The organism is Bacillus sp. 179-C3.3 HS (genome assembly GCF_047229225.1).
Lineage (GTDB): Bacteria > Bacillota > Bacilli > Bacillales > Bacillaceae > Bacillus.
The window spans coordinates 32,255-51,633 of record NZ_JBFEFT010000006.1; the positions used below are offsets into that span (position 1 = coordinate 32,255).

Below are 19,379 nucleotides of genomic sequence, written 5' to 3' on the forward strand. Positions count from 1 at the left end.
TTAAAAAAGCCCAATGACTGGGCTCTCCGTTTGACATATTCATTTCAGCTCGTACCGATGAATGATCGGCTGTAGCACATAAAAACTCAACAAGATCCACCCTAATAAAAATGGCCACTTTATGATTGGTGCAGCTCCGTTTAATTGAATAAGTAAAATGAGGAGCGGAATCAAACAGATGATCAGTAATACCATCTTTGACGCAAATGTCTCTTTGATTTGGTGCTGACAGCTTGGACATACCATCATTCTTGTGTGAGATAAATGTAACTTTTCAATGAACGAAAATGCTTTCAAACAATGTGGACAACTTCCCAAGCACCCATTCCCCCTTTCACACTTCTTCTCAAGCGAATATCATCATGCTGACTCCTTCTGTTGAAATATTCTAATAATTCCCATACAATCATGTAAAGAGCACGAAGGAGGTCTCAATCTATGACAATATCTACGTTACAAGAAAGCATCAATGATCGTCTTGATGAACAATATGAGGAAATGGTTGAAATTAGACGCCATCTTCATCAGAATCCAGAACTTTCTTTTCAAGAAGTCGAAACCGCCGCTTATATTGCAAATTACTATCAAGCATTACATATTCCTACACGTACACATGTTGGCGGGAACGGCGTACTAGCTTTTATTGAAGGCGCTGCACCAGGACCGACCATTGCCCTCAGAGCTGATTTTGACGCACTTCCGATTCATGACGAAAAGGATGTGCCTTACCGTTCTACAAAGCCGGGTGTGATGCATGCATGTGGACATGATGGACACACAGCAACGCTACTCGTATTAGCTAAAGTCCTACATGCACATCGTGATCAATTAAAAGGGAAGATTGTTCTCATTCATCAGCACGCTGAAGAATATGCGCCAGGTGGCGCAAAACCGATGATTGAAGACGGCTGCTTAGAAGGGGTTGATGTCATTTTTGGCACGCACCTCTGGTCATCAGAGCCGTGTGGTGCGATTCTGTATAAAAGCGGGAACTTCATGGCAGCTGCCGATCGATTCTCTATTCAGGTACATGGAAAAGGCGGTCACGGCGCACAGCCCCACTTGACGAAGGACGCGGTACTCATCGGCTCACAAATTGTCGCCAACCTACAACAAGTCGTGGCTCGCAAAGTCAATCCCATTGATTCAGCCGTTGTGTCTGTTGGTGGGTTTGTCGCAGAAAATGCTTTTAATGTCATTGCTGATTCAGCTACATTAACGGGTACAGCCCGATCCTTTGAGGAAAATGCGAGGCTTACCATTGAACGTGAAATCGAACAGGTGGTGAAAGGGATTTGCCAAATGCATGACGCATCTTACACGTATGAATATGTGCGAGGTTACCCTGCTGTTAAAAATCACCCTAAGCCAACGGAATACATCGCGCACATCGCACAACAAACTGAGGGCGTGACAGAAGTCAAAGAAGCTGAGACCCAAATGGGCGGGGAAGATTTTGCTTACTACCTACAGCATGTCCCTGGTACATTCTTCTACACGGGTGCCATGCCGGAAAACAGCCATGATGTGTATCCACATCATCATCCGAAATTCGATATAAACGAAAAGGCCATGCCTATCGCAGCGAAAGTTCTAGCGCATGCTGTCATTTCATATGAAAAATAAAGAAGCCACTGACCATCAGGGCTTCACGAATTAAGACACATTGCAATATGTACTCACTACTTCGATGCTCGTCATCATAAGCAAGCTCTAAAGCAGAGCTTGCTTGTTCAGTTTAATGTGATGTGATCCCGACTTTTTCAACCTTGTCTTTCTTTTCTGATGACCAACCGTATATGACAACGTGAGGTTGATTTTTCATTTTCACATACGTTTCATAGGGAAAGCGCCCACCAAGAAAAAAATTGTATTTCACTTGTACCCATTCAACGTCTAATTCGGTATGACCGCTCTTTGAAATCTTCCACATCGTCGCTTGCAATAAATCTTCTCGCTCAGTCATAGAACCATTCGCTACATATTGATACACGGAAAAACAAGTCACAACAGAAAGTAAAAACACAATACTCCATAACGATATTCTCTTCAACCTGTACCTCTTCCTGATGAAATGAGTGGCGTGTTCGACGGGAGAGCGAACCCCCACGCTTGCTGCATCTCTCTCATGTTTATCTCATTTTCTTTAATCGACCTTGTACATATGGTTTGAATAGAACAAGCACAAATGCCAACGAAACAAGTAGTGCCAGTCCGCTCGCTTTCCATCCTCCTGCTGGTAGTAATGAAGCGCTAAGGAGAATGGATTGAATGATGAGCACGTTTCGAACAAGGACGAAAAAGCTTCGATCCTTTTCTTGCTGTGAAACTGGATACAGTGCCTGTAAGGATAGATGGGCAAAATGCTTCGTTAAAGGGACAAGCTGTACCCCTGTAATAAACACAGTAAATAATACAAGGAGCGCACCGATCCAGTCTGTTGCGCCTGTATACAATATAATCAGCACAAACACGAGCGTTAATCTGATAACAAGACCAAAATAGTCATTGGAACGTAAAAATGCTCTCACATACATGTAGGAGAATGTTTTCCGCTGCTCATAAGGAACGAATTGCAAGACCCAGTCCATGTACACTCTTCTTTTCACTTGTTTCTTTAAATGAGGCACATCCGTAAATAGATTCGCCAAACGATAAAAACGCTGTTTTCGTTTGAGTTCATCCGAAATATGCAATTCCCATTGAAACGGCTGTTTTTTCACCGCATTTGTTAAATAAATCAGATAACCGGCATATAAAACATAAAGTACGATTGCAAACACATAAGCTGCCTGTAAAACGGTATAAACTAAAAGCGTATTCAAAACAAAACGAAATATCGCATCCAACCATCGCACGTTTTTTCCTTGAAAATACGTGACCCTCCATTGAATCGCTGTATTCAACCCCTTGATGAGAATCATTTGCGCCAAGATGAGAACATAAAGCATGAGATCTCCTGAACTCACCGCAATGTAAAGGGGAAGCGCAATAATAGCAGCAGCCACCAATGGAAATAGTTGCGTGATAAAACTAAAATTAAAGGCTTGTTTTAAATAGGGCTCCATTTTCCCTTCAAGTGGAAGCATAAAAACCAAATCTGCTTCTTTTATCAACGTCCTGACATAGGAACTCGTCAAAATAAAAGCGAAAACAACAGCCATCACCCAGTAAGAAGGAAATTGGGCTGGAATGTTCTTTAACCATTGGCTGTACCAGCTTGCCCCGCCCGCAAGGAAAAAGATGAGCACAATGACAAGATGATCATTGAACATATATTTCATATATTTTCTTGTTTCCTGTACATATTCCTCTAATCGAGATTTCCAAATGGTTAGTGTCGATTTACTCATAGCTTTCTTCCTTTGTTAATTCTAAATAAAGGTCATCAAGAGTTGCATCTCTCATGTTGAATTGCTCTCTTAATTCTGTCAGAGTACCTTTTGCTCTGATTTCCCCCTCATGCAAAATAATAAAGGAATCGCAGTAACGTTCAGCTGTCGCCAAAATATGCGTCGACATCAGCACACCTGCTCCATTCTTCTTCGCCGCATTCATTCGGTCCAATAGTGCATTTATCGCAAGAGGATCCAGCCCTAAAAACGGTTCATCAATGATATAGAGCTCTGGTTCAACAAGGAATGCACACATAATCATCACTTTCTGCTTCATTCCTTTAGAAAAATGGGCAGGAAACCATTTCAGCCGCTTTTCCATACGAAATTCTTTCAGTAATGAAGGTAACCGCTCTTCTAATTGTTCTTTTGATAATCCATAAGCCATCGCCGTCAGCTCTAAATGCTCTTTTAATGTTAACTCATCATACAAGACAGGTGTTTCTGGAATAAATGTAAATTGCGAACGATACGCCTCTTGATCTTCCTGGAGTGTGCGACCATTCAGTTCAATGACACCTTTATGCGGCTTCATTAATCCGATGATATGGCGGATGGTTGTACTTTTCCCCGCTCCATTTAAGCCAATGAGGCCAACAATTTGATTTCTTTCCAACTCAAATGAAATATTTTTTAGAACGGGATTTTTCGTATAGCCACCCGTTACATCTTTTACTGTTAAAAGGGACATGGGTTCGTTCCTTTCTTTCTTTTTTCCTTTATAGTACCAAAAACAAAAGGTAATTTGAAATGTTTACCTATAGAGAAGGCATGAATAAAAAATAGGCGTCTTGGTTATCATATTGAATGTAGAGGAAATGATCTTGATGACCAATACGTAAATGAGGTGTTTGTTAAAGGCAAAGTACCGCATGACAAGTTGGTTTTTCATCGAAAAACCTTAGCTTCTGTTTTGCTTCACTGATTCTTGATTTTTGTGTCCTATACGTTTGTATATGACAAACCAAAACGTCAAATGAGGTGTTTACGGCAGAAATAGTAGGCATATGAATTTTTTATTCCAGTGAATAAAGAATTCAAAAAGGCATTTCAAATGAAATCCATCAGACATTTCTTCTGCAAGAGCAGGATGAGCGATCAAAGGAGTTCGCTTGTCCTGTTTTCTTTTTTGTCTCTTTTTATGATACGATAAAAGGAAAAATGATAAGGAGTGACATGGCGTGAGCGACTGTATTTTTTGCAAAATCATTGATGGAGACATTCCATGTGCCAAAGTTTACGAAGACGAGCATGTATTGGCTTTTCTTGATATTAGTCAAGTGACAAAAGGACATACCCTTGTAATTCCGAAAGTACATAAAGAAAACATTTACGACATGACACCAGATGTGTCCAATCATTACTTCCAAGCGATTCCTCGAATTGCAAGAGCCATCAAACAAGAATTTGAACCGATCGGCATGAACCTTCTCAATAACAACGGTGAAAAAGCCGGTCAATCGGTTTTCCATTACCATATGCATTTGATTCCTCGTTATGGAAAAGGGGATGGCTTTGGCGCTGTATGGAAATCACATCAAGATCAATATACACAAGAGGATTTAGCAGACATTTCCTCCTCTATCTCCAAACGACTGACCTCATCTTAAAAGATGGGGTTTTTCCTTTTTTACAAGACACCTTTTTCTGGTAAACATCACGCTCATTCAATGAATAGTAAGATATTTAGGACGATTCAAATTTTTTATCCAAATGCCTTAAATTTGTGATAGGATGGTTTTATCTTTTGATCCATTAACGCGAGAAATAGGGAGAGATTGTGATGAAGCGAACGACGAATTTTAATGCTGGTCCGGCTGCATTGCCGCTTGAAGTGCTTCAAAAAGCACAGGAAGAACTTGTTGATTTTAAACAAACTGGAATGTCTGTCATGGAGCTGTCTCATCGGAGCGGTGAATATGAAGAAGTGCACAATCGAGCAAAGTCACTTTTAATTGAGCTGATGGACATCCCTGAAGATTATGAGGTTCTCTTTTTGCAAGGCGGAGCCAGTCTTCAATTTGCGATGATTCCAATGAACTTCTTACATGAGGGAGAGACCGCTCACTTCATTCAAACAGGCGCATGGTCAGAAAAAGCCCTTTCTGAAGCAAAAAAGATTGGTCAGACATCTGTGTTTTCCTCAAGTGAAGATGACAACTATTCATATATTCCAGAAGTAGATCCTTCTGCATTAACCGATGGTGCTTATCTGCATATCACATCGAACAATACAATCTTCGGCACACAGTGGAAAACGTTCCCTACCACTTCATTGCCCCTGATTGCTGACATGTCCAGTGATATTCTAAGCAAAAAAATAGACGTTTCTTCGTTTGATTTGATTTATGCTGGTGCACAAAAGAATCTAGGTCCTTCTGGTATCACCATTGTGATTGCACGCAAACATTTATTAGCGAAAGAAAATAGCCGTACACCAAACATATTAAAATATTCAACACACGCAAAGGCAAACTCGCTATATCACACACCACCAACTTTTGCGATTTACATGCTATCCCTTGTTCTTGAGCATGTGAAAAAGATGGGCGGCGTAGAAGCTGCTGAAGCGCGCAATGAACAAAAAGCTGCCGTTTTATATGAGACGATCGATCAAAGCGGTGGTTTTTACAAAGGACACGCTCGCGCAGACAGCCGTTCTCATATGAACGTCACGTTTACGCTTCGTGATGATGCTTTGACCGCATCATTTATCGAGAAGGCAAAACAAGAACAAATGGTTGGACTTGCTGGTCATCGTTCTGTTGGCGGGTGCAGAGCGTCTATATACAATGCCGTTTCTCTAGAAAGTTGCCAAAAGCTTGCCGACTTTATGAAAAAGTTCCAGCAAGAAAATGAGTGAAAAAGCGTTTCTATTCTCATAGAAATTTGATATAATAACGTGAAATATAAGTGATGACTCTTGCAATAAATGATCAGCCATATTATTGGAGAGTCCGATAAGAGCTTAGCAGAGGAGAGCATAGAGATGAAAACAAAAGAATTAGTGATTATGTCATTGCTTGCAGCAATGGGAGCCGTTTTGCATACCATTTTCCCGCCCATTTTCTTCGGGATGAAACCTGATATGATGCTAGTCATGATGTTTTTAAGCATCATCCTTTTTCCAAAGGTACAGCATGTTGTCGTTATCGCCCTTGTCACGGGAGCGATTTCCGCTTTGACAACTGGTTTCCCAGGCGGACAAATTCCAAACATGATAGACAAACCGGTAACTGCCTTTATCTTCTTAGTCCTTTTCTTGGCTTCCCAGAAGATAAAAAACAAAGTGGTTCTGACTGCCGTATTGACACCAATTGGAACCATTATTTCAGGCGTTATTTTCCTATCTGCCGCTTTACTCATCACTGGACTACCAGCTGCATTACCAGCACTTCTTGTAGCTGTCGTTCTACCAGCAACCGTCATTAATACCATCGCCATGGTATTTGTCTTCCCGATTGCACAGTCCATTTTAAAGCGTGCAAGAATGATAGAAGTCGCTTAACAAATAACCGAACCTCTTCATCACATATGAAGAGGTTTTTTTATGCCTTTATATCATGAAAAGGGTCAAGAGCAATATAAGAAGCGAGACCCCTGCACCTGCTGCACAAACAAGCGCCTTTTGCTTTAGTATATGTTTAGGCGGATAGGACCCTGCATACCCAAGTTGTCTTACATAATGAATGGAACCACCGGTGAAAATGACAGTGATACATGTGAAAACGAACAGAAAGACAGACAACCTTCTCCCCTCCCTTTTCTTCAAAAGTATGCTAAAATAAAGCAAGCTATGTATGGAAGTTCCATGAAGTTGAACTGATGTTCAGACAGAGAAGATGCACATGTGTAAAATTTGACTAGAGGTGATTTGAATGGCTAGTGGACGTTCTTTATTGACAGGATTATTTGTAGGCGGTCTCCTCGGAGGTGCGGCAGTGCTTCTGACGACTCCCTCTTCTGGCAGAGATGTACGCGGAAAAGTAAAAGACGGCTATGAGAAACTCGAGGATACACTGACGAGACTTAAAAGAGATGGACGAGCTTTAAAAGAGCAAATTGTAGAAACAGCAAAAGAAAGCGCCGACGTGATCAAAGAAGTTGGGACGGAATTACAGTCTTCTATTCAACAATGGCGCGAGGAAATCAAACCTCATCAACAAGACTTGCAAAAGGAAATTCAGGAGATTGAGGAAAAACTCAAACAACTGGAGAAAACCTTACAAAACTAATAGACTCAAAAAATATTCGCTTACAAAAGTGTGCAGGGTGCGTATCCTGCACTTTTTTTGTTGAAAAAGGTGATTTTGTCAATGTTTTTCATGTCTTTTTAAAAATCTTGAATTTTCAGCTTTATTAATCTTTATTTTATTGGCATAATAGAATTACAAGAAAAAGAGAAGTAGGTGAAATGGATGAATCATTCGGAACAGCCTTTCGATGTAAAAGAAGCACTTTTATTCAGTCAAAGAATGGCTCAATTGAGCAAGGCTCTTTGGAAATCCATTGAAAAAGACTGGCAGCAGTGGATCAAACCGTATAACCTAAATATCAATGAACATCATATTTTGTGGATTGCGTACCAATTAAAAGGAGCTTCAATATCAGAAATTGCAAAATTTGGCGTCATGCACGTATCAACCGCATTTAATTTCTCTAAAAAACTGGAGGAAAGAGGATTTTTGAAATTCTCTAAAAAATTAAATGACAAACGCAATACGTACATTGAACTAACGCCAAAAGGCGAAGAGACATTCCATCAACTACTTGAAGATTATGATCCGGCCAGAACTGGCATTGTCAAAGGCGCACAGCCGCTTCATGACATTTACGGAAAATTCCCTGAAATTATAGAAATGATGTGTATTATCCGAAACATTTATGGCGAAGACTTTATGGAGATTTTTGAGAAATCGTTTTCAAACATTGAGAAAGACTTTTTAGAAGAACGAGGAAAAGTAACAAAAAAACTTGAAGACCATGAGGGATCAGATGAAGCAGAAGAAGTCAAATTGGCTAGATCAAATCAAATTGTTTAATGATCTTTATAAATTCATTCATTAATGGCTGAAATAGCCCTTGATCATGCAAAGCGAAAATAGTCTCATGTACATCTAGCTTCTCGATTAACTGTCCCGCAAATAGCGCAAGGAGATTGTCAAACATGACATAGCCTTGTGCTTTTTGTTTGTCCATTTCGTCTGACAACTCCGCACAAATACGCTCAATGTCCTTCGCCTCTTCTCTCGTTACACGCTGGCGAATCAAAAGCGCATAATATGGATACTGGCTCATATCTGTCGTTGTCAATAATAACTCCATATAATATTCAAGCTGATTCAATCGTTCCTCAATGCCCATGTCCGTTCCCTCTTTCTCTTAGTCTTTCTATTTTAGCCGAAATGACTCATTGACGAAAGAGACGAAGCTCCCTCTTTAGACTTTTTTTCTTGAAAAGTCCTAAGTTTCCTCTCTTTTCCCCATATGATTCGAACATTTTATTTTTTTTCATCAAAACCATTGATTTTTATCCTAAGGAAGAGTAAATTATCTTGAGATATTCAATTAGTATGTTGAGATTGGAAGGATGAAAAATGAATTGTTGGAAGACCATTAATCTTGAAAGGGATTATGGTTATACGAGAATGATGATTTCAGCAATAAGTCTTACGATACTCTTTTTTATTTTGGCTTTTTTATCTTTTCAACTGACTCACCCTCATACGAGACTAAGTAGTCACAACGCACCGCTTTTTGTCGTGCTGTTATTTGTGACATTGCTTGTCCATCGTGTGGTACACCTGATTCCAGTGATGAAGAGCAAGAAGAAAATGATGTTATTTAAGCGAAATTGTTGGCAACATGTACCTAAGAAGGTCATGCTTTACTCACTGCTTAGCCCGTTTTGTGTGATCACACCGATGTATTTGGTGTTAGGTATTATGTTTCCGATGTATGCACACTATTTTATCATCATCTCAAGTATTCATGCAGGCTACTGTTTGCCTGACTTTTTATTTGCTAGAAAACTACTAAAAGCACCAAAATCCTGTATCATCAATCAAGCCCAAGATGAGTTTGATATTTTGATCGATCATACCTCCTCATCATGAGGATTTTAGAGTCAACTTCTATCTTTTTCATAAAAAATTTGGTAATGTAGTATGGAATAGCATAGAGAGGGGGGATCTCCGATAATTTTATTTTACTTTATTATCTTTGCTGCGTTTATTGTCTATTCAATAAATCGGCTTACCAATACATTATGCCTTGTCAGAGAGATTCCTGAAGAACGGCAAGATAAGGTGTTCCGCTTTATCAATGTATCCATACTGATCTTACTCATCTCATCATTTGTTGAAATTACCATAACTGTATAAGATCAAAGCAAAAGCTGCCAGGTTGAGGGCAGCTTTTTGTATACTTTTTTGTTAGTAAATCCAAGATGCACCGATAATGATCAATAAGATGAATAATACGACGACTAGTGCAAAACCGCCAGCAAATACTTCTCCTCCCATGTAAAACACCTCCTGCCAGTTCTTCCTCTGTTCTAAGCACAGTGTATGCAGAAATACTGAAAACGTTTAGGCACGTGTCATCGTTTTAAAAAAAGAACCGCTCGCACATAAGGCAAAGCGGCTCCCTTCTGTTACAGCGATTTAATTAGTAAAGATATGCTGCCCCAACGATGATCAGCAAAATGAATAGCACGACCAACAAAGCAAACCCATTAGAATATCCTGCTCCCATATCATTCAGCCTCCTTTTTGTGATCAATATATATGTATGTCGCGCGCAAAAATTTGACTAGACGAATGCCCTCTCGTTTGCAATTCTTTTTACAGCATGTCACAATATGTTATGATACAAGCAATGATAAATAAATTGGAAAGATTAGGAGTGTTTTTTGAATGAAAAAAATGGCTTTAGCAGCTGTAACAGCAGTAAGTGTTTTAACTCTTGGCGCATGCAGTAGTGGTGATAAAGAAGTCATCGCAACGACAAAATCAGGAGATGTCACAAAAGAAGAACTTTACACAACGCTGAAGAAACAAGCGGGTGGAGATGCGCTGAATCTACTTGTTCAACAAAAGGTACTTGATGACAAATACAAAGTATCAGATAAAGAAATCGACCAGAAGATGAAAGAATACGAAAAAACGCTTGGAGAAGATGGTTTAAAACGACTTCAAGACCAATATGGAAAAGATTTCATTAAAGATCAAGTGAAGTATGAGCTGCTGACACAAAAAGCTGCCAAAGCTAACATCAAAATCACAGACAAAGAAGTAAAAGCTTACTATGACGACCTAAAAGGGAAAATCCGTGCGAGCCATATTTTAGTTGCGGATAAGAAGACCGCTGATGAGGTTGAAAAGAAGTTAGATAAAGGTGAAAAATGGGAAGACCTAGTGTCTGAATATTCAACTGATACTGCATCAGCAGCACAAGGCGGCGATGTAGGCTGGTTTGCAAAAGAAGGCCAAATGGATGAGAATTTCAGCGAAGCTGCTTTTAAACTTAAAGTGAATGAAGTTAGCAGTCCAGTGAAATCACAGTTCGGCTACCATATTATTAAGAAAACCGAAGAACGCGGTAAATATGACGACATGAAAGCTGACTTGAAAAAAGAACTACTTTCACAAAAGCAAACAGACTCAACTGAAATTCAGTCAGTTCTTAACGATTTGGTGAAAGAAGCCGATGTGAAAGTAAAAGACAAAGAGTTACAAGATACGTTCAAAGAAACAAATCAACAAACACCAACGAATCAAAACCAATAATGCATAAAACAACCCACTACATCAATTGTAGTGGGTTGTTGGAATGAATGAATTCAAGCAATGGAATGGTTCTCATGTTTCCCCGCTGGTTCCTGTGACCTTTCCATTTGTTGCTTTTGACGTCTACGTTCTCGCTCTTGCTCCATTCGTTCAATGAAAATTTCTCCTTCTTTTTCAATAAAGGAATGATCGATTTTCTGCTCCTCTTTTGCCGTCGTCATCAATTTATACGCACAGAAAATAATGCCAATGATACACGCATACACCCACCATGGAAAAAACAACATTGATCAAACGCCTCCTTTTATCAAAACCTCTTCCTCTTGCCTTTTGTTATATGCTTATGCAAAAAGAAGACAAGTTATGAAAAAAACGCCCGTAATGATACGGACGTAGGCATTCTTATTCACCATGAAAGGTTGGTTTATAAAATGAACGGTTCTCTAGTGCAAAAATACGCTCTGTGTATTCTCCCGGTTTCACATGCACAAGCGCACGGTCCATCATGTTCATTTTTGCATCAAGGTTATCGATATAATGGAGAATTTCAGCTTCCTTCACCATTGGCGGTTTAGGACTCCCCCACTCACCTTTACCATGATGACTTAGCACCATGTGTTGTAATATCAAGATTTCTTCCGAATCGATGCCTAGCTCTTCAGCCGCCTTCGCAATTTCGGTCACCATAATGGAGATATGTCCAATTAAGTTTCCTTCTACTGTATATGTCGTGGATACTGGACCCGATAGCTCTTTGACTTTACCAAGGTCATGTAAAATAATCCCTGAATATAGTAGATCGCGATCAAGTGATGGATACAGGTCAACAATTGATTTGGCCAAGTGTAGCATAGACACCACATGATAGGCGAGGCCAGAAACAAACTCGTGGTGATTTTTTGTCGCTGCAGGATAATCAGCAAATTCCTGTCCATATTTCTTCAGTAAATGTCTCGTGACACGTTGTATATTTGGATTTTTCATATCAAAAATATATTGCATAATTGTATCCATCATATCGTGTTTTGGAATTGGAGCTGTTTCGAGAAAGTCATCGATTTTAATTTGTTCATTTTCAGCAACAGGGCGTATATTCCTAAGCTTCAGCTGGTTTCTACCGCGATAATGATGAATATCACCGACTACCTTCACAATGGTTTGTGGGGCGTATGTGAGTTCATCATTTTGCTTGGCATCCCATAGCTTCGCCTCAATATCTCCACTTTGATCTTGAAGAATTAACGTGAGAAATGGTTTGCCATTACTTGCAATCCCTTTTGTAGATGATTTAATTAATAAATGCAGGTCAACTTGTTCACCAACATCATAGGTCATGATCCCTTTAGCCATTCAATAAATGCTCCTTCCGTGTTTCTGCTCATATTAGTATAACACAAGTCATTATTTGTCAATCATTCAACTGCCAAGCTCGTAATCTGACTATCTGATGCCGCTAGCTTCATGTGATCGTGACAGGTGAAATAAAACAATTGGGTTTCAGACTGAGTCAGGTGATTCATCATCCCAAGCACTCTCCCTAGACGCACTTGATCAAAATGGACAAAACTGTCATCCATCATGAATGGCAACTGACATTCTTGTTGATGGGACATGGCCAGCGCAAAACGAATCGCAAGGTAAATTTGCTCACATGTTGCCTGAGAAAGCTCCTCTGGATGGAATATTCGCCCATCTGTTTTTTTCACGATCAGCCGATCATCTTCTTTCGAAAACAAAATCGCTTCATATCGATCATTTGTTAGAGGCTGAATGAAGCCGGATGCCGTTTGAAGTAAAGCGGGTAGCTTCGTTTCTTTATGCACATTCATTTTTTCATGAATGACAGATCGTACAAGCTGAATGGCTGCCCATTTTTTCGCAAGCTCTTTCGTATGCTCCTGTTCGACTGCGAGTTGGTGGGTTACATCAGACACTGTTCCCGACGCCTCAATCTGTCTAATCTCCAATGTCAGTTCTGCTAAACGGTTTTGGCTCTCCTCAATTTTCATTTGGAGGTCCTTTAGATGCTCTTTCGCTTGTTCACTCTTATTCTCAAGAATATGTAATCCATGATTGACCACCCATTCCTCTTCAAGACCTTCACCATGTCGGTGTAATTCTTGATTCAACTGCTGTAAATCCTGTAGCTTCTTTCGGTATTCTTTGAATGAGTGAGCCAGCACATGGTAATCTTCCTTTGATTCTGCTCCTACTTGACGAAAAAGCTCGTTCATTTCTTTTTCGTAATAAGTGATTTCTCCTTCTAACGTAGCCAGCTGCTGCTCCACATGCTGTATGGATACGTTCAATGCTTGACATTCCTTCTCTCTCCTTGCCTCATCCTTTAAGATCTCTTGGAAGGCTGAGATCGTCTCTTGTATCGTTCCTTCATTTTGTTTGAGTTGCTTACACAACATCAAAACCCTTTTCTCAAAAAACGATAACTGTTCGGTGAGCTCGCCCATTTCGCAGACAAGCCGTTCATAAGCCGCTGTGTTCATTTTTAATTGCTTCAAGACATGAAAGGCTTCTAAGAGATAGGATGGCTCTGTAGACAAGCCTAGATGCCTTTTCATTTCTTCTACCTGTTGCTGTACAGGTTCCAATTCTTGCTCCCAGTCTTCGTACTGGCGGATCATTCTTTCGTACAGAAGTTCTTTTTGCCTCACAACCGTTTCAGCTGAAACCATCTGTATTTGAAAAGAATCTAGATTGTCGTCATCACCCTGTCTCATTTGAGCCGGTTTCACCAATGAATAAAGGGTCATCAACATAAATATGGAAAAACCGGCAAACAGCAATGTCACCCACCACGTTGCTAACATGAATAAAACAAGCATAAACACCGCATCAAACACGATGACAAGCGGGAACAACCATGTTCTTCGAGGTTGTTTTCCTTTTGTTCTAGTCCCTCTGCGATCTTCCCCAACTTGCTGCACAGGAGTTCGTTCCTTTAATCCTTTTAATGTCGCTTCCGCTTCTTCTAGTTCATGTCTTGCATAATCAAAGCGTTCATCGAGCTGAGCCTTCCGCTCCATTAAACGAACGTATTGGCCAACAGTCTCCTTTAATTGCCACTCATAATCAAGTGAATCGTCCATTTGATTTAGCTTCATTGAGTGATTCCACTTCAGCTTAGATGTCGCTTCGTCTATTTTTTGTTTGAGGGAATGACTTTCTGCCTCGCCCTCTTTTAAACGTTGTGACACACGTTGTGCTTCAGCAAATTCATCCATCACACGCTTTATCTCTCTGTGCGTTTCTCTGTCATACAGTGGTTGTGATTGTGCTAGCGTGGTGTAAAGTTGTTCTAATTTTTGATGCAAAGCCGTTAATTGAGCTTTTTGAGGATGTAGATGCGACTCTAACTTATCAAGCTCATGTTCTGTTTCTTGTCTAAATCGTTTGACCCGTTCTGGATAACGTGCCAATTCTTTTTTTAATTGCGTCTTTTCTTCTATTTTTGGAAAAAGTCGAATCTGTTCCGTTAATTGGGCAATTTCTTTTTCTAGTCGTTTCGCTTCTTGTTGAAGCTGTTCGATTTTTTCTGTTATTTGGGTCTGTTCTTGCCTCTTTTCAGCATAACGTCCTTCGACCACTTTGGCTTGCTTGAGCCGTCCATCTAGCTCTTTTAAACGATCAAGCTGCTGATTTAATTCAGGTTTACGACCATTCGGTTTAAATAGGAGTTCTTGCTGTTTTAATAACCGGCTATCCATCTTAGAAGCCGCATCTGATCCAAACAAGCTTGAAAAGAGTAAAAACTCCCCAATCTGATCTTGGTTTAAAGCTTGTACATTTTGTAGCCCAAACACATCAAATGAATACACCGATTGAAACATTCTGCGATCTGTTCCTTTTAAAACAGTATGTAGAAAGGATTCGTCTTTCACTTCCCCATTTGAAAGCGTCACCTGTGCTTGACCACCTAAATCGGTTGTTCTTTCAATATGAATGATCCCTAGTTCACGATGTGAACAGGTCAGAGAGCCACCATAAAAAGAACTTTGTTTGGACTTGTACATATTGTTTTTAGGAAAACCAAATAACATGGATTCAATAAATGCCTTTAATGTCGTTTTCCCCGATTCATTCAAACCATAAACTAGCTGAAAACCATCTTCAGAAAAATGAAAGGTTCGATTGGAAAATTTCCCAAACTTCACAATATGGAGTGAGCGTATTTTCATCATGTGTCTCCTTTTCTCACAATTGCTTCAATTGCTCTGTTAGCAACCTTCGTGCCTCTTCTTTCATATCCGCTTCGTCCTCTTTCGTGAAGGCTTTTCCTAATTTTCGATAGATTGGATGACGTTTCATCGGTGAAAGGAGCTCTTCAAATGCATCAAAATCAGCAATTTCTGACGTCAGTTCTTCCAAAAAGGGGTCTTTTGAAAAAGAGGTCTCTTCTTCTGTTCGACGATCAATAGACATGACCCAGATGAAATTCTCTTCGTCTTCTTCCTGGTCATGAAGGACGGTGATAAGCTCCTCCAGTACCTCTTGACTCGTTTCTACAAAGTAATCAGGTGCATGCCCAGTCAGTACGACCTTCACAAAATGGGGTAGCCCCTGCTCCCTTAAGTCATTCAGCCGATTTTCCACAAGGGTGATTAAATCCGTCATATGTAAGGTATGGGTAATGTCGAGGGTGACTGTTTCAAAATGGACATCTGCACAACGATGAAACTCTGCTGTCTCAGAGTGTTCTGTGAGTTGAACCAAATAACAGCCTTTCTCTCCGGTTTCTTTTATATGCCTCCCTTGTAAATTACCAGGATAGATAATAAATGGTTCCTTGTGCAATATGGCTCTTTTATGAATATGGCCTAAAGCCCAATAACTCATATCCTTCGCTATTAGCTGATGAAGCTGAAACGGGGCATACGCATCGTGTCCTTCTTGTCCCGCAAGTGTACCGTGAAGCATCGCAATATGATAGGGGGCATCTGTTTCTTTCGAGTAATGAGGTGTCATATTTTCATAGACAGCCCGTTCTTTATAGCTAAATCCATAAATACTTGCGACAAGCCGCTCCCCTCTATTATACGATTGCACACTTGGCATACTGGTCGAGAAAACGTGGACATTCTCCGGCCACTCGATTGGTGTCCACTCACCGCCTAAATGATCATGATTCCCATAAATCATAAAGACCTGAATCCCATTTTGTTGTAATCGAAGAAATTGATTTCTTAGGAAAAGCTGTGCTTTCAGACTGCGATTCGATTCATCAAATATATCACCGCTTAACAGCACAAAATCTACCTCGCGATCAATGGCAAGATCGAACATGTTTTTGGCACTTTGAAACGTACTTTCTTTCAACCGTTTCAACATTTGGTTTGGTAACTTCGACATTCCCGCAAACGGACTATCCAAATGAAGGTCTGCGGCATGTATAAACGTTAACTTAGTCAAAGGTCTATCTCCTTGTCCGATACTGTAATTGTCCATATTTTATCATGCCATTTATACGAATGCACGTTCTATCACACTTGATTCCGAAAAAGAAATTTTTTTGATTAAAAAAGAGGTTTTGGCTCATTCTTTGTGTAAGTAGATTAAAAAACAAAGAGAGGAAGAGAAGGGATGGAGAAAACATACTTTTTGACCGTATTTGATCAATCAGGTGAAACCCTTTTAAATGAGAAAATATCCACTGATAGTGATGAAAAGGCAAAAAAATTAGGAGAGAATCGCTTGATCGAACTCAAGTACATGAAGCACTCTCACCGCCTCGTCAATGATGCCGGCAAGCTTCTTTTATTTCAACGCTAAAAAAGCCGGCTTTTTGCCGGCTTCACGATTGATTACACCTGTTCGAAGACAGGACGTCTTTTTTCTAAAAAGGCTTGGATCCCTTCTTTGTGATCATGACTTTTCCTAAGCCTTGCCTGTGCTGCGCGCTCTTTTTGAAGAAACGATAACAACTGTGATTCTGATTGTTGGAAATAGATCATCTTTGTTTCAACAAATGCTTGAAGCGGCATGTTGAGAAATGGTTTCACACACGTTGTCTGATATGTATCAATGTCTTCATGAAACACACCGTCTGCCAGACGAAGCTCAAGCGCCTCTTCAGCCGATAGCTTTTTTCCGCTCCAAATTAAGTGCTTGGCCGTTTGTTCACTAACTCTTTTCGCTAATAAAAAATGGCCGCCACCATCTGGAATTAATCCTATGCCATTAAAATTCATCGCCAGCTTTGCATCTTGATGCATGAACAGATAATCACAGCTTAAGGCAAAGCTAAACGCAAGACCAGCCGCTGCACCATGGACAAGCGCAATGGTCACTTTTTTCATACGAGCAAGAGAAAGCGTAATATCCTCAATCAGATTCATGACATGGTGAAAATCCTCTTCACGATCTTGGTTCATCATCATCCCAATATCCCCACCTGCTGAGAACCCTTTCCCCATACCTTTTATCACGACGATTCTCGCACTGCTTTCAGCTGCTTGATCACATGCCTCTTTCAGTTCAATAAACATATCTGCATGAAATGCATTATACGCTTCCGGTCTATTGAAAGCGATTTCAAAAATCTCCCCATTTAACTGACAATTGATGTATGTCATCAATCATCCCCCCTTTTTCATTTGACCTCATGACTACTTCCTCGTACTACTCCGTAAACCCTTTCTAAAAATGAAAAAAACACTGCAAAATTGCAGTGTTTAGACGCGAGACACAAATAATGATTCGAGGAATTCAATCTTCTCTTCCGTATAATGCACATAGCGATCATTATAAGACTTTGGATCTTTTGGATTGGCATATTGCGTAATTTTCCCAGTACGGTGATCAATAAATTTACTCGCTGCACCGCACCCAATCCCAATGATTGTCTGAACTTCTTCCATAATAATGATGTTATATAAACTTTCTTGCCCATCTAATGAATACCCGACATTTTCGAGATTCCCGAGGATGTTTTTTTGTCTATATAAATAATATGGATAATATTGATGTTCTTTCGTCCATGTGACCGCTTCGTCCATCATTCGTGTGATTTCTTCTCGATCTGCGACTTGGTACTTCTCCTTATTCCGCGTCATTTCAGAAGCTCTTTTAAACGAGAGTGTATGCACGGTCAATGATTCAGGTTTGAGCTCTTCAGTTTGCTGTAAGGAATGTTGAAATTCCTTTAACCCTTCCCCTGGCAAACCAATAATTAAGTCCATGTTAATATTGTTCATTCCGTACTGCCTTGACAGATGATACTTCTCAATGGTTTCTTCCACACTATGATGACGCCCAATGGCTTTGAGCGTTTCGTTTTCATATGATTGTGGGTTGATACTGATTCGATCAATGTTGTAGCGGTTTAACACTTCAAGCTTTTCAGGCGTAATGGTATCAGGTCGACCTGCTTCGACCGTGATTTCACGAATGTGTTTGACATCTGGAAAAGAACGATACATTTCTTCATACAGCAAGTCCATTTCCTCCGCTGTAATACTTGTTGGCGTTCCTCCACCAAAATAAACAGTCGTCACTTTCACATTGTGTTCTTTTAACCAAGCCCCCACTTTTTGCATCTCATAATGCAGGCCAAAGAGAAACGTCCCCACTCTGCCGGCTTGTCCTTTTATCGCATAAGCTGGAAACGTACAGTAAGCACATTTCGTCGGGCAAAAAGGAATGCCAATATAAATACTGACTTCCTGTTGAAGTTGATACAGATCCGGAATCGCTTGAAGCTGGCGATCAACAATTTCTTGCATCAAATTGATTTTTTCATCATGAATCAAATAATCTCTTTTTAACGCCGCATGTGCCTTTTCCTTCGTCATACCTTCTCTTAACATCTTATGAAGCAATTTCGTCGGGCGAATCCCAGTGAGAATCCCCCACTTTTGCGTCATCCCTGTATAATCCTGAAGCAGGTGTAAATAAACAGGAAGCACCGTGTTTTTGATTTGCTTCCATCGCTCTTTATCATTCAAACCTTTTGGCAATTCCCGTGAAAATTGACTATTTATCTCTGTTCCATCGATATGACCAGTCGCCTCCACGATTCCACGTTCTTCTTTCCAACGAAAGATCATCACAAGGTCTTCATCCTGTTCGTTTGAATCGAACAGCACTTGACTCTCTTCTTCAAATAAATTAGCTATATTGACAAGCGGGCGGTGAAATCGTTCATCCGACAGCCCTTTAATTAAAATTCGCATTGTATCAC

24 protein-coding genes are annotated in these 19,379 nt (G+C 40.1%); 10 read left to right on the forward strand and 14 right to left on the reverse strand.

Annotated elements, in window-relative coordinates:
* Window positions 1–39: 39 nt before the first annotated feature.
* Entirely contained in the window at window positions 40–318 is a 279-nt protein-coding gene (locus tag AB1K80_RS05855) for a hypothetical protein (RefSeq protein WP_412855690.1), read from the reverse strand.
* A 120-nt stretch (window positions 319–438) separates the two neighbouring features.
* Between AB1K80_RS05855 and AB1K80_RS05860 the strand changes: the two genes are divergently transcribed.
* On the forward strand, window positions 439–1,626 hold the full coding sequence (locus AB1K80_RS05860; protein ID WP_412855691.1) for a M20 family metallopeptidase: 1,188 nt from the start codon (window positions 439–441) through the stop codon (window positions 1,624–1,626).
* 112 nt (window positions 1,627–1,738) lie between these two features.
* Here AB1K80_RS05860 and AB1K80_RS05865 read toward each other — a convergent pair whose 3' ends face one another.
* The 3 genes from AB1K80_RS05865 to AB1K80_RS05875 form a co-directional block, all read right to left on the reverse strand.
* Entirely contained in the window at window positions 1,739–2,053 is a 315-nt protein-coding gene (locus AB1K80_RS05865) for a hypothetical protein (RefSeq protein WP_412855692.1), read from the reverse strand.
* A gap of 79 nt (window positions 2,054–2,132) precedes the next feature.
* Window positions 2,133–3,353 (reverse strand): ABC transporter permease, encoded by a 1,221-nt coding sequence (locus AB1K80_RS05870; protein WP_412855693.1) that lies wholly within the window; start codon window positions 3,351–3,353, stop codon window positions 2,133–2,135.
* On the reverse strand, window positions 3,346–4,086 hold the full coding sequence (locus tag AB1K80_RS05875) for an ABC transporter ATP-binding protein (protein ID WP_412855694.1): 741 nt from the start codon (window positions 4,084–4,086) through the stop codon (window positions 3,346–3,348). Before AB1K80_RS05875 ends, AB1K80_RS05870 begins: the two co-directional genes overlap by 8 nt.
* Window positions 4,087–4,576: 490 nt before the next feature.
* Here AB1K80_RS05875 and AB1K80_RS05880 point away from each other — a divergent pair, with 490 nt between their 5' ends.
* The 3 genes from AB1K80_RS05880 (at window position 4,577) to AB1K80_RS05890 (ending at window position 6,903) form a co-directional block, all read left to right on the forward strand.
* Entirely contained in the window at window positions 4,577–5,005 is a 429-nt protein-coding gene (locus AB1K80_RS05880; protein ID WP_412855695.1) for an HIT family protein, read from the forward strand.
* A 173-nt stretch (window positions 5,006–5,178) separates the two neighbouring features.
* The gene (gene serC, locus AB1K80_RS05885; protein WP_412855696.1) at window positions 5,179–6,258 is read left to right on the forward strand and encodes a 3-phosphoserine/phosphohydroxythreonine transaminase; all 1,080 of its coding nucleotides are present in this window, start codon (window positions 5,179–5,181) and stop codon (window positions 6,256–6,258) included.
* Window positions 6,259–6,384: 126 nt separating this feature from the next.
* A complete protein-coding gene (locus AB1K80_RS05890; protein ID WP_412855697.1) occupies window positions 6,385–6,903 on the forward strand; it encodes a tryptophan transporter in 519 nt (172 codons plus the stop codon).
* Between the two features lie 48 nt (window positions 6,904–6,951).
* On the opposite strand, the gene AB1K80_RS05895 is transcribed toward AB1K80_RS05890, so the two are convergent.
* Complete coding sequence (locus AB1K80_RS05895; RefSeq protein WP_412855698.1) at window positions 6,952–7,143, reverse strand: hypothetical protein; 192 nt, start codon at window positions 7,141–7,143, stop codon at window positions 6,952–6,954.
* 130 nt (window positions 7,144–7,273) lie between these two features.
* On the opposite strand from AB1K80_RS05895, the gene AB1K80_RS05900 reads away from it, so the two are divergent.
* Window positions 7,274–7,630 carry a YtxH domain-containing protein gene (locus tag AB1K80_RS05900; protein ID WP_412855699.1) on the forward strand — a complete coding sequence of 119 codons (357 nt, stop codon included), beginning with the start codon at window positions 7,274–7,276 and terminating at the stop codon, window positions 7,628–7,630.
* A 183-nt stretch (window positions 7,631–7,813) separates the two neighbouring features.
* The gene (locus AB1K80_RS05905) at window positions 7,814–8,437 is read left to right on the forward strand and encodes an HTH-type transcriptional regulator Hpr (RefSeq protein ID WP_412855700.1); all 624 of its coding nucleotides are present in this window, start codon (window positions 7,814–7,816) and stop codon (window positions 8,435–8,437) included.
* On the opposite strand, the gene AB1K80_RS05910 is transcribed toward AB1K80_RS05905, so the two are convergent.
* The gene (locus tag AB1K80_RS05910) at window positions 8,415–8,759 is read right to left on the reverse strand and encodes a YhaI family protein (RefSeq protein ID WP_412855701.1); all 345 of its coding nucleotides are present in this window, start codon (window positions 8,757–8,759) and stop codon (window positions 8,415–8,417) included. The two genes, AB1K80_RS05905 and AB1K80_RS05910, sit on opposite strands and share 23 nt — an antisense overlap.
* Window positions 8,760–8,992: 233 nt before the next feature.
* Here AB1K80_RS05910 and AB1K80_RS05915 point away from each other — a divergent pair, with 233 nt between their 5' ends.
* Entirely contained in the window at window positions 8,993–9,511 is a 519-nt protein-coding gene (locus AB1K80_RS05915; RefSeq protein WP_412855702.1) for a DUF3267 domain-containing protein, read from the forward strand.
* Window positions 9,512–9,595: 84 nt separating this feature from the next.
* On the forward strand, window positions 9,596–9,778 hold the full coding sequence (locus AB1K80_RS05920) for a hypothetical protein (protein WP_412855786.1): 183 nt from the start codon (window positions 9,596–9,598) through the stop codon (window positions 9,776–9,778).
* Between the two features lie 51 nt (window positions 9,779–9,829).
* On the opposite strand, the gene AB1K80_RS05925 is transcribed toward AB1K80_RS05920, so the two are convergent.
* Window positions 9,830–9,919 carry a YjcZ family sporulation protein gene (locus AB1K80_RS05925; protein WP_034647786.1) on the reverse strand — a complete coding sequence of 30 codons (90 nt, stop codon included), beginning with the start codon at window positions 9,917–9,919 and terminating at the stop codon, window positions 9,830–9,832.
* A gap of 145 nt (window positions 9,920–10,064) precedes the next feature.
* Complete coding sequence (locus tag AB1K80_RS05930; RefSeq protein WP_008361129.1) at window positions 10,065–10,151, reverse strand: YjcZ family sporulation protein; 87 nt, start codon at window positions 10,149–10,151, stop codon at window positions 10,065–10,067.
* Between the two features lie 161 nt (window positions 10,152–10,312).
* Here AB1K80_RS05930 and AB1K80_RS05935 point away from each other — a divergent pair, with 161 nt between their 5' ends.
* Complete coding sequence (locus AB1K80_RS05935; protein ID WP_412855703.1) at window positions 10,313–11,185, forward strand: peptidylprolyl isomerase; 873 nt, start codon at window positions 10,313–10,315, stop codon at window positions 11,183–11,185.
* A gap of 53 nt (window positions 11,186–11,238) precedes the next feature.
* Here the strand turns inward: AB1K80_RS05935 and AB1K80_RS05940 are convergent, their stop codons facing one another.
* From AB1K80_RS05940 to AB1K80_RS05955, 4 genes are all read right to left on the reverse strand, one after another.
* Window positions 11,239–11,472 carry a sporulation YhaL family protein gene (locus tag AB1K80_RS05940; RefSeq protein ID WP_412855704.1) on the reverse strand — a complete coding sequence of 78 codons (234 nt, stop codon included), beginning with the start codon at window positions 11,470–11,472 and terminating at the stop codon, window positions 11,239–11,241.
* A 115-nt stretch (window positions 11,473–11,587) separates the two neighbouring features.
* Window positions 11,588–12,535 (reverse strand): 3'-5' exoribonuclease YhaM, encoded by a 948-nt coding sequence (gene yhaM / locus AB1K80_RS05945; protein WP_412855705.1) that lies wholly within the window; start codon window positions 12,533–12,535, stop codon window positions 11,588–11,590.
* Between the two features lie 62 nt (window positions 12,536–12,597).
* Window positions 12,598–15,378 carry an AAA family ATPase gene (locus AB1K80_RS05950; RefSeq protein WP_412855706.1) on the reverse strand — a complete coding sequence of 927 codons (2,781 nt, stop codon included), beginning with the start codon at window positions 15,376–15,378 and terminating at the stop codon, window positions 12,598–12,600.
* 16 nt (window positions 15,379–15,394) lie between these two features.
* Entirely contained in the window at window positions 15,395–16,609 is a 1,215-nt protein-coding gene (locus AB1K80_RS05955) for a metallophosphoesterase family protein (protein WP_412855707.1), read from the reverse strand.
* A 171-nt stretch (window positions 16,610–16,780) separates the two neighbouring features.
* Here AB1K80_RS05955 and AB1K80_RS05960 point away from each other — a divergent pair, with 171 nt between their 5' ends.
* Window positions 16,781–16,969: a YhzD family protein gene (locus AB1K80_RS05960; protein WP_412855708.1), complete on the forward strand. Its 189-nt coding sequence runs from the start codon at window positions 16,781–16,783 to the stop codon at window positions 16,967–16,969.
* Between the two features lie 32 nt (window positions 16,970–17,001).
* Here AB1K80_RS05960 and AB1K80_RS05965 read toward each other — a convergent pair whose 3' ends face one another.
* Together AB1K80_RS05965 and AB1K80_RS05970 are read right to left on the reverse strand one after the other, a co-directional pair.
* Window positions 17,002–17,772 (reverse strand): enoyl-CoA hydratase, encoded by a 771-nt coding sequence (locus AB1K80_RS05965; RefSeq protein ID WP_412855709.1) that lies wholly within the window; start codon window positions 17,770–17,772, stop codon window positions 17,002–17,004.
* A 99-nt stretch (window positions 17,773–17,871) separates the two neighbouring features.
* A complete protein-coding gene (locus AB1K80_RS05970) occupies window positions 17,872–19,371 on the reverse strand; it encodes a coproporphyrinogen III oxidase (RefSeq protein WP_412855710.1) in 1,500 nt (499 codons plus the stop codon).
* Window positions 19,372–19,379: the final 8 nt, after the last annotated feature.